The organism is Bacillus sp. S10(2024), assembly GCF_050473865.1.
Lineage (GTDB): Bacteria > Bacillota > Bacilli > Bacillales > Bacillaceae_G > Bacillus_A.
In genome coordinates, this window is the sequence record NZ_JBFLUR010000002.1 from 1944408 (window position 1) to 1960194 (window position 15787).

Below are 15787 nucleotides of genomic sequence, written 5' to 3' on the forward strand. Positions count from 1 at the left end.
CTTTGTTCTAAACCATACTTGTCTTCCATAAGTAATACAAAGGAGGTCATCATTATGGACAACAATGAAAAGAAGTGCAATATAATCTCCATTGATGAGAAGAAAAAGAAAAACGGTACGTACTCCTATCCAAAATTAATGATAGAAGGAAAACCATATGAATTCACTTCCTTCGTCTTATGCGGCGAAACGCCAGATGGAAGGCGTCTCGTCCTAACTCATATGGTTTCCTCAGATGAATTTGCCGGATTTGTAAAATCATTAGATACCGTTCTACAAAAACGTATTGAACGTATTTTTTTCTCTTAATACGTATCTTCTAGTTCACCTTCTAGCTTTATTAACTGTTTTCCTAATTCTTCTTTTCGCTGTTCGTATGCAGAAACATCAATTGTTTCCAATAACGCAAATAATAAACTTTCATAGTATTGTGTTATATCTTGCATCATAGCTGTTTTCACAAGTTGCCAATTATGAAGCCATTCTTGTTTATAATGACTAATAAATAAGCGTTGTTCTTCTGTAACGTAATCTGCTACAAACGGTTCTAACGTTTGCTTCATTTCTTCTTGCATTAATGCTTTATCATTTTTCTCAAAGAAATTTTTCTCGCTTTTGAAATGAGCTAACGCTCTTTTAAATTGCATTTCTTCTATATTTGGAAATGGGTTTTCATGAGTAAGAACGCGATAGTCATATGTTACATCTGTCTGAACTACGATTTGTTCATTTCTTGTAACACATTGCTCTCTTACTTCTTCTTGTACATGTCTCATCGTTTCATTTATCCATTTTTCAAGACGCAGTGAAGTTGCACGCATTTCTTGTAATAAGTCATGTTGCACGAAAGCAATTAATTCCATCATACACTCTTGTAATTTATCTTTCACATTCCCTTGCGTTCGTAAAGAAGCCGGATTAATAAATTCTGTAAACACATCATTGTAACGTAAAAATAACCGTTGCTTTACATAATACAGAAGTTCTTTCACTTCATTCTCCAAAGACTTTTCCTCTGTTATAACGCTATGAGAAGAGATTATGTGAAGCAGTTCTTCGCGTTCTGCTTCATATCTTTTTCGTTGTTGTTCTTTCACTTCATTGCCTTGCATTGCGCTTTCGATCATATTTTCAAGGAGCTTATAACCATTTTGAAGTGCGCCGTATAAAGAATGAACCGACACGAGCATTAAATCTCTCATAATAAACGAAGTGAAGGCTTGTTCAAATTGTACAAGGCCAGATTGTTGTAAAATGCCATACGCTTCTTTCGAAATATCTTTTCCTTGTTTTTCTTCTAATGCAAACAAGCTAGATATTGCGAATAAACGTGGATTACGAATTCCATACTGTAATAATTGATCGCTAATATATCCTTTTACTGTTTGTAGCTCCTCTTCGGACTGTGCTAAATCAGCCGCATTAATTAAGAAAAACATTTTATCAAGTGCAAACGTATCTTTCACACGACCAAGTTGAATTAAAAATTCTCGATCTGCTCGTGAAAACACGTGATTATAATATGTTACAAATAAAATTGCATCTGCATTCTTTATATACTGGAATGCTACGTCTGTATGGCGAGCGTTAATAGAATCTGCCCCCGGCGTATCTACAAGTGCAATGCCCTGCCTTGTTAACTCACAATCGAAATAAAGCTCCATATACTCTACAAAACATGATTTTTCTTCGTTAGCTACATAATTAGCAAATTCAGCTAACGTTACATGAGATTGCTCTCCTAATCGATGCTTTACATCATCATATCCACGCTGCACAGCACGTAAAAAACTAAACGTTGTTTTTTGTCTACCACTTGGTGCTGGATATTGCAAGATATCATCAATTTGCTGAAGCGCTTCTTCCAAGGAAGTAATATCACGATAAAATAATTTATAAACAGCCTTTAAATCCTCAAAAAGTGCCTTTTCTGATTTAAACTGTACAATTACCGTGCCATGTGGCAACTCATCTGTTACTGGCAAAATTTGATTAATTGTCGCTGTTGTAGGATTAGGTGATACTGGTAATACCTTTTCTCCTAATAATGCGTTCGCAAAGGAAGATTTCCCAGCACTAAACGCTCCAAATAACGCCACTGTAAACTTTTTCGCTTCCACACGTTTCCTTTTCTCTATAATTTCTTGTTGTACATGTTTAAGAGCTGGAATTTGCTGCAAAACATCTTCTGCATCCTTAACATGTTCTATAATCCGAGCAATGTTAAGCTTTGTTTCCATGTTTGGTTTAGACTCATTGACAGTAAGTTCATCCTCTACTTCAACTTGTGTTTGTAACTGGAATTTTTCGTTTGTTACTTTCTTTGTTTGCTGTAAAGCTTTTTCTATATCTATACTTTGTGGAACAGAAAAACGATTGTGCCATATATCTTGTAAATAGTTTTCATACTGATCATATTCTTGCATGCACTGTAATTTTATTTCCTTCGCCTTTTTTATCGCTTCATATTGCGCTATTTCTTCTTGCATATGTTGACTATCAGCTTGTACTTTGCTGTGCAGGAGCGGCAAACTTTTTTCAAATATATTTTGTGCTTCGCGGCGATAACGCTTCTTCAATTCATTTGCAACATCTTCTGTATAATGAAGCAAATAGTCTCCAGTAAATCCAGCTCCTTGTTTAATAGTCGCTTCCAGTAATGCAGGAGTAAAATCTGCATTTAAGTCATGTATTACGTTTCCAAATTCTTCTGTGAATAGCTCTTTTTTCTTAAAAAAGGAGACAACGTACTCTTTCAAATGAAAGTCAAGTTGCGTCTCTACTGCTTTCTGTAGTGCCTCATAAAACACTTCTAAACGACGCTGCTTTTCTTGCTCTGTTTTTCCTTTTGAAAACAGTAAACCAACTTTAAACTTTGTAAGCTTCGTTTCCAAATATTGATTTGCTAAATCGCGCATCTCAAACGGCATTAAATATGCATTGTCTAAAATATTTTGCAAGCCGTTAAAAAACTGTTCTTTCACTTGTGATACTGTATTTGTAATCTGTTTTTCTTTTTCCTCAAGCTGTTCTAAAATCGCGGTTACATCTTGAAGCGATAACATCGATGCTAACTCTTTTTGAAACGGCTCCAATTGTTTTTCATATTGTGAATGTAAGAATGAAAAATGCTCTTGTAACAAATAAGATACTTCTCTCTCCATTCCTCTTTTCACATATACGTCTTTTTCCTTTATTATCGAAGAAAGACGTTCCTCTAGCTGCCCTAATTCGTTATGTGAATGATTCTGCATACGTAAGGATGTATAAAAGATACCATCAACTTCTATATTCCAATTAAAAAATGATTGCACTACGCTTTTTTGATATACCTCAAAAGGCAGCTCATTTTCTTTATGTTTATCAATTTGATTCACAACAAGATAAACGGTTTTGTTACGCTGTTTTAACTCTTTAACAAACTGTAAATTTACTTCTGATTGCACATGATTATAATCCATCATATAGAAAATTACATCAGCAAGATGCAATGTAGATTCAGTTGCAAGTTGATGGGCATCATCAGTTGAATCAATACCTGGCGTGTCAACAAGAACAACGTCTTCTGGAAGCGGTGCATCAACGCGATGAATATGAATACCAATCACTTCATCACCATTTTTGCAAAGCTCTTTTAATTCTTCTGCTGTATACATACCGTCATACTCGTATTTCTGTCCTGATTTTAAAATAACGACAACGCGATTCTGTCCTTTTTCTATCTTTACAACATTCGCGCTCGTTGGAATCGGACTAGTTGGCAACAATTGATTTTTAAATAAATAGTTCATCATTGTAGATTTTCCAGCGGAGAAATGCCCGCAAAACGCAATCATCAGTTGGTCTTCTTTATACTTTCGTACAACTTCAAGCAACTTTTCGCTCTGTTCAATATCTCCTTTTTTCTGCCATTCTTCATAAAAACAAACGAGTTTTTCTAAACTGTTTGTTTGCATTGTTTTTGTCATCCCCTCGTGCCCCTTTATTCCATGATGTATCCATCTCTTATATTACTAAATTTTCAGCATCTTCACAGTAAAAAAATAAAAAAATCCTTTTCATTCTCCGTGGAAACGAAAAGGATTTCTATGTAGAATAGTTCATTATTTAGTTGCTCCTACTCGATGTAACACATGCTTTGTGACAACTGCATATAAAACAATTGTTCCTCCTAAAAATGCATATACCATATTTATCACACCTTACTTTTTGATAATGATTATCAATTTTAAAGATATTGTATCATTAAAGAGAATGATTATCAATATATATTTAAAAAAGAAAAGCTCCCTTTTAGAGAGCTTTCATACTGCCTGTTTTAAAGGAATTGTAGATTGTTGTGCATTTTTATTATAACTCACAGGTGAATTGTTAACAGTTGAAAATTTTGGAAATATATATCCTTTACAATTCATCCTGTATTATACTGAAAGAAATATCGGTAAGGAGATGAAATATGAACAGCATTTCACAAAATGAAAGAATTCATTCTATTGATATGATACGAGGGATTGCTATTTTGGGTATTTTCCTTGTAAATTGGCCTACGTTAGCTGGAATCGAGTCTCGAGATTTAACGACTGTTTACGAAGGGTTTGATCGTTACATCCGATTATTTTATGATCTATTTGTCCAAACAAAATTTTACACTATCTTTTCTTTTTTATTTGGTCTTGGCTTTTATATTTTTATGAAGCGCGCAGAAGAAAAAACAAATCATCCAAAATTATTATTTATACGAAGACTTCTTATTTTATTTTTATTCGGATTTTTACATTATGTACTACTTTGGGACGGCGACATATTACATAATTACGCAATAAGTGGATTGGTACTGCTATTATTTTATAAAAGACAGCCAAAAACTTTATTAATTTGGTCGCTTGTTTTGTTAAGTATTTGGGAACTTTTTGTGTTGATGTTAAATTTAGTAGCACTAAATATGACACCTGGAGCACTTGACGCTTTATCTGCACCTGTCGTTCCATTGTTAGACTGGAACTTACAAGTTCAAGATCGCTTTACTACTTTTTACTCAGAAGAAATTAGCGGTTCTCTAATCATGCTACCAGAAACAGTTGGTCTCTTTTTACTCGGTCTATACGCCGGAAAGAAAGAAATGTTTCGCCGCGTAAACGAGATTGATACAAAACTTAAGAAATGGCAAATCATTACCTTCCTTGCTACTTTACCAACATGGGGGATTATTATTACCTACTTTACTATGAACGAACTATACGTACCGTTTTCAATGATTTCCTTTATTACACTAAGTGGAAAGACACTATTCATTTTTTATATTTTTACACTTATGCGTCTCTTGCAGCATGCGAAATGGCAAAAGGTATTCCGTCCTTTTCAATATGTTGGCCGCATGGCATTAACGAACTATATCTCGCAAACGATTGTCACGTTATTCGTATTTGGATTACTATTTAAAATGAATATCACGTTCCCACTATGGGGCGGTATACTTTTTTGCATTAGCTTCTATATCATTCAAATCTTTATTAGCCGCTGGTGGCTCTCTCGTTATCAATATGGACCGCTTGAATATATTTGGCGTCTTGGTACATATGGAAAAAGCATGCCACTAAAAAAACAAAGCAGTGTCTCATCTTGAGACACTGCTTTCTCTTATGCTTCAGAAACATTAATTTGTATTGAACTCTGCTCCTCTTTTACTTTCGTTTGCCTTTGCGGAATCATATGAAACACAATATTTAAAAGCACTGCTGATGCACTTCCTAATACAATGCCGTTATCTGTTAAAATACGAACGCTCTCTGGTAGCTGTGAGAATAATGTTGGCACAACAGTTACGCCAAGTCCCATTCCAACTGAACACGCTACAATTAATAAATTTTCCTGCTTCGCAAAATTAACGCTGCTTAACATTTTAATCCCATATGCCATAACCATTCCGAACATAGCGAGCATCGCACCGCCTAGTACTGGCTTTGGAATAATTGTTGTAAGTGCTGCAATCTTCGGAATAAATCCAAGGACAATTAGCATACCACCGCATGTATAGATAACAACGCGATTGCGCACACCAGTTAATTGGACAAGGCCGACATTTTGTGAATATGTCGTATACGGAAAAGCGTTAAAAATACCACCTAACACCATTGCGATTCCTTCTGCGCGGTATCCCTTTGCTAATTCTTTTTCACCAATTTCTTTGTTACAAATATCAGAAAGGGCAAAATATACACCTGTGGCTTCAACAATTCCTACGCAAGCAACGAGAATCATTGTAATGACCGGCGTTACTTCGAATGTCGGTGTACCGAAGTAAAATGGCTGCACACCATGAAACCAATCTGCTTGTGCTACAGCCTGTAAGCTTACTTTTCCCATTAACGCAGCAATTGCTGTGCCAAATAATAATCCTAATAAGATCGAAATAGAACGAATGAAACCGTCAAAAAAACGGTACATGATGATAATAAATAACAATACTCCGAATGATAATGCTAAATTGGATACACTACCGAAGTCTTTACTTCCTACACCGCCAGCCATATCGTTAATCGCGACTGGAACTAATGTAACTCCAATAACTGTTACAACTGAACCTGTAACAACTGGTGGAAACAGTTTGACAAGTTTTCCAAACACACGAGCAAATATCACAACGAAAAGTCCTGCTGCAATAATAGAGCCGTACACTGCAGATACCCCGTACTGCTTTCCAATTGCAATCATTGGTCCAACTGCCGTGAAAGTGCAGCCTAACACAACTGGGAGTCCAATGCCGAAGAAACGATTCGTTAACGCTTGTAAAATCGTCGCAATGCCGCACATTAATAAATCAATTGATACTAAATACGTAAGCTCACGCTGATTTAATCCAAGTCCGCCGCCAACAATAAGCGGAACGATTACTGCCCCGGCATACATCGCCAGCATATGTTGAATACCAAGAGACGCAATTTTAAAAGGATGTTGTTTCATCATTCTACCTCCGCTACTGCGCGCTCCACAAAACGAACTGTTCCGTTATCAAGCGATGCGATTTCCGCAAGCGATTCTACACGAACACCGCTCTCACGCAATTTACTTCCTCCATCTTGAAATGCTTTTTCAATTACAATTCCGATACCTGCTACTGTTGCTCCAGCTTGTTCTACTAAATTCATTAAACCAAGTGCTGCCTGACCATTGGCTAAAAAGTCATCAATAATAAGAACACAATCGTCTTCGTGTATATATTGTTTCGATATAGAGATTTCGTTCGTTTCTTGCTTTGTATAGGAATATACTTTTGCAGTATACATATTATCTTGCAATGTTAACGATTTACGCTTTCTTGCAAAAACAACTGTTACACCAAATTGCAATGCAGCCATCACAGCTGGAGCAATTCCTGAAGACTCAATCGTCACTATTTTTGTAATCTTATCGTCTTTAAAACGCTTTGCAAACTCTTTTCCGATTTCTTGCATAAGCACTGGATCGATTTGATGATTTAAAAATGCATCTACTTTTAACACATCGTCTGATAATACTTTTCCTTCACTCATAATTTTTTCTTGTAATAATTTCATAGTTTGTTCCTCCTCTTATGCAATAAAAAACTCCAAAAGCGGCCTTCACCCAATACAAGTGAGGGACGTGCTTTTGGAGCTTGCAAAAAAAGAATGCAACTATAGCAATATATTCGTCCTCACTCATAGTCGAAGCATTTACGGTACCTCGGTAGAAACTTGCAGGCCATATCCCTGCGATTATATGAGTGTTGCTAACTTATTTATTTTATAGAAGGATTATAACGTACTTTTTTCACTTTGAAAAGTATCCTCTTAAAAAAACACGTACAAAAAATCATTTTCCAACCAATTTCGTTCGACTTTTATAGTCTTTTTCATTCTATAATTATAATCCACAAATTTCAAAATCAATGTCCTTAGTCATATCGCAAATTCAATATGAACTTCACATTTTTTTCACATTTCTTCATTACAAAATCAGTAATAAATCACGATTTATCAACTTTTCATCATGAACATAGTTTTAATTATATCAATGAACATTTTTTGAAAGCAGCGCTAACAATGTAGAAATTATCAGAATTTTTTGTATCATAAAAATGTAAGATTCACTTTCTCAGGGAGGGAGAAATATGGGAGAACGTAAATTACAACAATTGATGAAGAGAAAACAAAAAGAGAGCTCACTCAAAGGTACATTGATTTTTGTTTTTTTCCTCGGCTTCTTTTTAATCTTCACATGGTTTAGTGTATATCAAATTTTTTTAAATCGATTGTAGTGTTACTCAGAAACAAGGGGGATATGCGATATGCACTTGCATAAATACGAAAAAATTTGGCTCATTTTCGGTATCGGTTCATTATTTGTATTTTTAGCTGTAATTGGAGTCAGTGCGTTTTATATGGGAAACCAGCCGCCTAGCTGCTTAACGACAATCGATCCAGAAAAAGTAAATGCGAATGCTCCTTTTGATCATCCTGGTGTAAAGCAAGTCGGTAAAGATCATTATCAAGTAACAATTGTTTCACAAGCCTTTTCCTTTACACCGAATGTCATTAAAGTGCCAAAAGACGCCAAAGTTGACTTTGTTGTCGCAACGAAAGATGTTGTACACGGCTTTGAAATTGCAGGAACAAATGTGAATATGATGATTGAGCCTGGCTATGTAAGCACAGCTTCTCAAGTGTTTCAAAAAGCTGGTGAGTATTTAATTGTGTGTAATGAATATTGCGGAACAGGCCATCATATGATGAGCGCGAAAGTAGAGGTGACTGACAAATGATCGCACTGCAAGATAAAATAAGTAAACGAGATGCAAAATTAGCAATGGCTCATATTCATGTTGCATTTATCGCTCTATTTTTAGGTGGATTATGCGGACTATTACAAGTACTTGTCCGTTCTGGAAAGTTTAATCTTCCAGCTGGAATCGGTTATTATCAAGTGTTAACAACACACGGCGTATTACTAGGACTCGTATTAACAACATTTTTTATTATCGGCTTTTTATTTGCTTGTATGAGCAAAACAACAGGCACTCTTTCAAAAGGAGTGCGCAGGACCGGTTGGATTGGTTTTTGGCTTATGACAATTGGAACCGCCATTACTGCTATTTTCATACTATTAAATAAGGCTACCGTGCTCTATACATTTTATGCTCCGTTAAAGGCTCATCCTGCTTTTTACATCGGTCTTACCCTCGTTATTGTCGGCAGTTGGTTTAGCGGTTTTGCAATGTTTACTCACTATCACACATGGAAAAAACACAATAAAGGAAAAGTTGGTCCCTTACTGAGCTTCATGGCTGTTATTACAATGCTACTTTGGCTCGTTGCAACTCTTGGCGTTGCTGCCACAGCACTCGTACAATTCATTCCTTGGAGCTTAGGCATTGTTGATACAATTGATGTTCTTGTTAGTAGAACATTATTTTGGTACTTCGGCCATCCACTCGTCTATTTTTGGCTTCTTCCTGCTTACATGGCATGGTATGTCATTATCCCAAAAATTATTGGTGGAAAAATCTTTAGTGATTCTCTCGCTCGTTTATCATTTATTTTATTCTTATTATTTTCCGTTCCAGTTGGATTTCATCACCAGTTAACAGAACCTGGAATTGACCCAGGATGGAAATACTTACAAGTTGTTTTAACATTTATGGTTATTATCCCTTCATTAATGACTGCATTCTCTCTATTTGCATCATTTGAACAATATGGACGTTCAAGAGGAGCAACTAGCCTATTCGGCTGGCTTCGTATGCTTCCATGGTCTGACGCTAGATTTTTTGCACCGTTCGTTGGAATGCTTATGTTTATTCCAGCAGGAGCAGGTGGGCTAGTGAATGCAAGTCATCAATTAAACCAGGTGGTTCACAATACAATTTGGATAACAGGACATTTTCATTTAACGTTGGCTACATCTGTCGTACTAACATTCTTCGGTATTGGCTATTGGCTGATTCCCCATTTAACAGGACGTGTTATGACAAAAGAAATGAATCGCCTTGCGATGATTCAAACTTGTGTATGGACACTTGGAATGCTATTTATGTCCGCTGGGATGCACTTTGCTGGATTATTAGGAGCTCCGCGTCGCTCTTCTTTTTCCACATACGGCAATGCACCGCAAGCAGTTGAATGGATACCATATCAAATTGCCCAAGCAGTTGGCGGCACGATTTTATTTGTCGGTATTATTTTAGCTATCATTATTTTCTTAGACCTTGCTTTCTTCGCTCCAAAAGGCCATACTGAATTTCCGGTTGCAGAAGTATCTGATGCATCTGATCAACCACCAATTGTCTTCGAGAATTGGAAACTATGGCTCGGCATTACAGCACTGCTTATTTTATTCGCATACACAATTCCGTTTATAGATATGATTCAAAATGCCCCGCCTGGTTCGAAAGGGTTTAAATTGTGGTAAGTAAAAAGCAGAGGGGTACCCCTCTGCTTCATTTCAAGCGTAACAATTTCATCCATGTACCTGCAGACTTAAATCGAATTCATCTTATGTTAAAAAATTTGCTTCTACCTAGAAAAAATGTACCTGATTATGAATTAACTCCACTACAAATGATAAGTCATTCGTTTTTTTATTTCTCACCAATCATTCACTTCACACATTTAACCTGCAATATCAGCCGAATTGAGAATCCCATTAATATTTCCATCTACAATGATACAATGCCCTAAAAACATATCTCCATCAAAGAAGAACATCTCAAAATCACCTTCCGGATAAACACTTATGCTATCTAGTTTCATTAAATCCATAAACATTTCTTTTGTAATCTCATTGATCTCTTCCTCATCATAATCCTGTAGCCAATCATTTGCTAATTCCACTAGTTCTTCTGAAGCATACATTTTAATTTTCTTGTTCCATTCATCCTGCTCCTTAAAAAGTACATATGCTGTTTCTAGCGCTGACTTCATATTATTCTGGTCTTCATTCCAATCAAAACCCAAATTACACTCTTCACCAACCCAAGAAATTGTCTTTTCAAAAACTTTAACTCTTTTATTTAGTAAAAATCCGCCGAACATCTCATCATTATAGTAAACCGGCTTCATCGAATCTTGTAATATCATCTCCAACTCATCATCTCTATATAATGTTTCTAGAACCTTGACAAGCATCATCGAATTTTCTGCTCTACGCACCTGTAATCTCACAACTGCATTCTCTTTTAAAACTTCTCTTGATTGTTTCAATTCTTCATCATCAACTAACCATTCAAGTCGTAGCCCTTCTTTTATAACAGTTTCATTGTTATATAAATCTTTCCATGCGATCAAATTAATTGACGCAGTCCATAAAATGTCGCTACCTGCTTTTCCCGCACCAATTCCCGATGCCCCTGTGACAGCTGCCACCTCAATAACATTTTCTGTGAATTTTTTCTCAAATCTACTTTTTTCACTGGATTTACTCAATTTATCACACAATCCCTTCATCACACTCAAGCACAAATCGTATTGAAAGTACTTTACGAGTTTTCCTGTTTTACTTTAATTGTACATTTTGAAGCATATTCGATATATGTAAACTGGTTCCCTGTACGTTAAAGGATCCGTTATTTATTTTACTATCTTTTTATTTTTTAACTTGATGAACATGAGGTCGAATAAATCATTCTCAGAAACTCAAAGCAACTACCATTTGTCTCTTGAACAAATGTACCAACCGCTTCAAATCCCGCCTTTTTATATACTTTAATCGCTCTTTCATTAAATGTCGCAACTGATAGCGTTATATATTTAGGTTGATATTTTTTTACGCAAAACTCTAGACCTGCCTTTATAAATGCCAAACCCAAACCCAAGCCCTTTCCAGTCAAGTTTGGTTCCATTCCCAGCCCAATATCCACTGTATGTATATCTATTTTATTAAAACTAAAAAATCCAACTATTTCATTATTCTCACAAACAGTAAATGTGGTTTCTCCACGCTCTTTAGGATCTAAAAACTCAGCCAAATCCTCTTGATCAGCTTCCATATCATAAAAAGAATACTTGCCCCTATAGTGCCAAGTATACGCAATTTCTTCTGCTTGCTCTTGTGTCATCACTTCAAAAATATAATTCACCTCTATACCTCCTTAAGCAACGCACATACAGTAAAATACTAATTCATAAAAAAGAGCCACATATATGTAGCTCCTTTTCCTTTTTATAATTCATAAATCTCTTTATACTTCGCTTCTAAATAATCCGCTAAATAGTTCGCATTCAACCCTTCACCCGTTACATCTTGTAAAATTTCTAAAGGCTTCTTCATCTTTCCATATTGGTGAATGTTTTTAGTTAACCATTCACGAATTGGCGTCACGTTTCCTTCCTCTAGTAATGCATCAAAGTTCGGAATCTCTACTAACATCTTATGTTTAAATTGCGCTGCATACATATAGCCAAGTGCATAAGATGGGAAGTAACCAAATGATCCATCTGACCAATGCACATCTTGCAGTACACCCTGTGCATCCGTTTCTGGACGTATACCTAAATAACTTTCCATTTTATCATTCCATGCTGCTGGTAAGTCTTTCACCTGTAATGTGCCATCAAACAATTCTTTCTCCAATTCATAACGAACCATAACATGAAGGGGATATGTAAGTTCATCTGCCTCAATACGTATAAAGGAAGGCTTTGATTCATTAATCGCATCATAGAATTCATTTACAGATACGTTTTCAAATTGTCCATCACTAAATTGCTTCAATACATCATAATTCTTCTTCCAAAATGATTTATTACGTCCAATAAAGTTTTCAAAGAATAGTGATTGTGATTCGTGAATTCCCATTGATGTACCACTGCAAAGCGGTGTACCTTCTAATTCTTCTGAAATATTTTGTTCATATACAGCATGTCCACATTCATGAATCGTCCCGAAAACTGCCATGCGGAAGTCATTCTCATCATAACGAGTCGTAATGCGAACATCTCCTCTATTTAATGTAATTTCAAAAGGATGTATCGTTTCATCTAGACGACCGGCCTCGAAATTATAATTTAACTGTTTTAGTAACCCTAAAGTGAAATTCTTTTGTTGTTCTTTTGAAAAATATTCAAATAAAGCATTTGTTTTTAATTCTTTATCGGACTTGGAAATTTCTTTTACAAGCGGAACAATACGCTCACGTAGTTGTCCAAATACATGATCTAACACTTCTACCGTAATACCTGGCTCATACATATCTAAAAGCGTATTATATTTATAAGTTTCATAACCCCAATATGTAATAAATTTCTTCTTATATTCAACAATTTTTTCTAAGTATGGTCGAAACATTTCAAAATCAGATTTTTCACGAGCTTCTACCCAAATGCTTTCTGATTTTGCTTGTAATTTGACAAACTCTTCATACTCGGCCTGTGGAATTTTTTTATTCCGATCATACTCTTTACGGCACTCTTCTACAATTTTCTTCGTTGTTTCAGAAATTTTATTATCTGCAATTAGCTGTTCTAATTCTTTTAAATATCTTTCCATCTCATCAGAAGTCGATAATGAAAACACCTCTGATGAAAGCATTCCTATTACTTCCGAACGTTGATCGACACCTTTCTTTGGTGCCCCCGTTCGTAAATCCCAAAATATTAGACTTAATGCTTCCCCATAATTTTCTATCTTTTTCACATATGCTAAAAATTCTTTCTCTACTTCATATGTAGCAATCGTCATACTATAAAAACCTCCTTTTTCTACCTCACCCTTATTTCGACATAAACAAATAAATTCCTTTTCTAATAGAAAAAAAGCTTAGCAACCGCCAAGCTTTTTCTGATTAAAAAGAGAAAGATTTCATTCTATAGTACTGTACCTTCTACTGGAAGCACTTGTTTCACAGCTTTTACTACTTTTTCGTTTTCATCTTCTGATAGGAATAACGAAATATATCCTTCATCTTCACTCGTACGAATTAAACGACCGATTCCTTGACGAAGACGTAAAATCATATACGGTACATCAACATCCCAGAATGGATCATTTACGTGCTTACGCTTCGCTTCAAATACAGGATCATTTGGAGGGAATGGAAGCGACCAAATAATGACATGAGATAAGGATGATCCCGGAATATCTAAACCTTCCCATAAATGAACCGCACAAAGTACAGTCTCTTCTTCATTTTGGAAACGAGAAACAAGCTGACTAATTTCCTGGTCTCCTTCATATAAGAAGGGAACAGACATTTGCTCTTTATTCACATATTCTTTGAATGCCGCAAGCTCTTGCGTTGTACGGAATAATACAAGCGTACGTCCATTTGTTTTTTGAATGTTCTCAAGTGTATACTGACATTTTCGTTCCCATTCATTTTCCTTCGTATATGATGGTAAGTACACTTTCATTTGTTCTTCATAATCAAACGGTGAAGCAACAGAGAATGATAAATAATCTTTTACCCCTAAGCTATTTGCAGTAAAAGCAAATGAATTATTTTCTGATAATGTTGCAGATGAGAAGATGTACGGGATTTTTTTAGAGAATACTTTTTCTTGCAGCACTTCTTCTACAGCACGCGGCATAATTACAAGCGTAAAAGAACCATCGTTTTCTTCTCCCCACGTAATTACATTTTTCTCATGCATAAACAAACGTAATGAATGCTCTAATACATCTAAATGCTCATCAACAATATTTAAATCATATGTGTTTACTGTGTACATTTCACTTTCAAAAACTAGCGCATCGCCGACTTCAGAGATTTTTGCATATAGGCGTTTTGCTTCTTTCGTTACTTTTTCTGTTAATTGAATTTCTAAACGATCAGAACCAGCAATTTCCTTCTTACTTTCTTTAAGCGCCTCAAAAAACTGCTCTGTTTGCCAAATTGTTTCTTCCACTAAATAAGCAAACTCTTCACGAATATCATTTTGCAGTAGTCTTGTTAAAAGTTGTTCCATCATTGCTTGTTTTAAACGATACGTAAGTGCTTTTTGTGCTGCATACTCTACAAGATGACCTTCATCAAAGACAACGCAGCTACTTTCTGGTAACAACGGCATTTGTCCTTCACGTTTACGCGCATCATATGTCCAAATATGGTCCATATAGAAATCTTGCGAACAAATAATTAAATCTGCAGCTTTACGATAATGTTCACGAGATAATGTTTGTCCGCAGCGATGGCGAGACTCACATGTAAAACAATCTTGGAAATAATCCCACGATACTTTAGACCATTCTTCATCATTTAATAACGGAAACTCTTTGCGATCACCGTAATGAGTAAAGTTTTGCATCGTTCCATGATCAAATACGAATTGCGGCAATTCATAATATAAATCTTCAATTACTTCTGGAGCTCGTCCACTCATTACATCTTCAAGTTTACGTAAGCATAGATAATTTTCCATTGATTTAGCTAGACGCACATCAACTGATAGTCCTAATGCTTCTGATAATTTCGCAATGTCGCCTTCTTCTTTTACTAGCTGTTCAATTAATGTTTCGTCTGCACAAGCAATAACAGCTGGCTTTCCTGTATAGCGCGCATAACAAATTGCATACAAAAGGTATACAATCGTTTTTCCTGTTCCAACACCTGCTTCCGCAAACATTACTTGTTTCTCTTGAAATGCTCGTTCTAATTGAAACGCCATAAAAATTTGCTCATCGCGCTCTTCAAATCCCTTTTCTGGTAAAACGTCGTAAAAAACGTCTCCAATCCATTCATTTAACTTGTCGAAAAAATTATCTTGTTTCCCCACTTCAAATGGCAACTTTTGCTTCGTAAACATGCTATTCCTCCAACTACTCAATTTCTATATAA

Annotated in this window: 12 protein-coding genes and 1 riboswitch; of the genes, 5 read left to right on the forward strand and 7 right to left on the reverse strand. The window is 35.7% G+C overall.

Annotated elements, in window-relative coordinates; genetic code table 11:
- Positions 1–54 precede the first annotated feature (54 nt).
- Positions 55–309 (forward strand): DUF3931 domain-containing protein, encoded by a 255-nt coding sequence (locus tag AB1280_RS10000; protein ID WP_272189257.1) that lies wholly within the window; start codon positions 55–57, stop codon positions 307–309.
- Here AB1280_RS10000 and AB1280_RS10005 read toward each other — a convergent pair.
- Positions 306–3968, reverse strand: coding sequence for a dynamin family protein (locus AB1280_RS10005; RefSeq protein WP_429755736.1), 3663 nt, complete (start codon positions 3966–3968; stop codon positions 306–308). The genes AB1280_RS10000 and AB1280_RS10005 overlap by 4 nt on opposite strands.
- 488 nt (positions 3969–4456) lie before the next feature.
- Here AB1280_RS10005 and AB1280_RS10010 point away from each other — a divergent pair, with 488 nt between their 5' ends.
- Entirely contained in the window at positions 4457–5623 is a 1167-nt protein-coding gene (locus AB1280_RS10010) for a DUF418 domain-containing protein (RefSeq protein WP_429755737.1), read from the forward strand.
- Between the two features lie 14 nt (positions 5624–5637).
- On the opposite strand, the gene pbuX is transcribed toward AB1280_RS10010, so the two are convergent.
- The gene (gene pbuX, locus AB1280_RS10015; RefSeq protein WP_429755738.1) at positions 5638–6960 is read right to left on the reverse strand and encodes a xanthine permease PbuX; all 1323 of its coding nucleotides are present in this window, start codon (positions 6958–6960) and stop codon (positions 5638–5640) included.
- Positions 6960–7553 (reverse strand): xanthine phosphoribosyltransferase, encoded by a 594-nt coding sequence (locus AB1280_RS10020; RefSeq protein ID WP_429755739.1) that lies wholly within the window; start codon positions 7551–7553, stop codon positions 6960–6962. The genes pbuX and AB1280_RS10020 overlap by 1 nt, the downstream gene beginning before the upstream one ends.
- Positions 7554–7659: 106 nt before the next feature.
- Positions 7660–7761, reverse strand: a riboswitch (purine riboswitch).
- Positions 7762–8128: 367 nt separating this feature from the next.
- On the opposite strand from AB1280_RS10020, the gene AB1280_RS10025 reads away from it, so the two are divergent.
- Genes AB1280_RS10025 through AB1280_RS10035 form a run of 3 tightly spaced genes read left to right on the forward strand, consistent with a single transcriptional unit; the run spans position 8129 to position 10425 of the window.
- Positions 8129–8275 (forward strand): cytochrome c oxidase subunit 2A, encoded by a 147-nt coding sequence (locus AB1280_RS10025; protein WP_272189250.1) that lies wholly within the window; start codon positions 8129–8131, stop codon positions 8273–8275.
- A gap of 30 nt (positions 8276–8305) precedes the next feature.
- Complete coding sequence (locus AB1280_RS10030) at positions 8306–8779, forward strand: cytochrome c oxidase subunit II (protein WP_429755740.1); 474 nt, start codon at positions 8306–8308, stop codon at positions 8777–8779.
- The gene (locus tag AB1280_RS10035) at positions 8776–10425 is read left to right on the forward strand and encodes a b(o/a)3-type cytochrome-c oxidase subunit 1 (RefSeq protein WP_429755741.1); all 1650 of its coding nucleotides are present in this window, start codon (positions 8776–8778) and stop codon (positions 10423–10425) included. The genes AB1280_RS10030 and AB1280_RS10035 overlap by 4 nt, the downstream gene beginning before the upstream one ends.
- Positions 10426–10625: 200 nt before the next feature.
- Here AB1280_RS10035 and AB1280_RS10040 read toward each other — a convergent pair whose 3' ends face one another.
- The 4 genes from AB1280_RS10040 to AB1280_RS10055 form a co-directional block, all read right to left on the reverse strand.
- Positions 10626–11459, reverse strand: a complete 834-nt coding sequence (locus AB1280_RS10040) for a DUF2262 domain-containing protein (RefSeq protein WP_429755742.1) — start codon at positions 11457–11459, stop codon at positions 10626–10628.
- Positions 11460–11605: 146 nt separating this feature from the next.
- The gene (locus tag AB1280_RS10045) at positions 11606–12091 is read right to left on the reverse strand and encodes a GNAT family N-acetyltransferase (protein WP_429755743.1); all 486 of its coding nucleotides are present in this window, start codon (positions 12089–12091) and stop codon (positions 11606–11608) included.
- Between the two features lie 83 nt (positions 12092–12174).
- On the reverse strand, positions 12175–13692 hold the full coding sequence (locus tag AB1280_RS10050; protein WP_429755744.1) for a carboxypeptidase M32: 1518 nt from the start codon (positions 13690–13692) through the stop codon (positions 12175–12177).
- 125 nt (positions 13693–13817) lie between these two features.
- On the reverse strand, positions 13818–15755 hold the full coding sequence (locus AB1280_RS10055; protein ID WP_272189241.1) for an ATP-dependent DNA helicase: 1938 nt from the start codon (positions 15753–15755) through the stop codon (positions 13818–13820).
- Positions 15756–15787: the final 32 nt, after the last annotated feature.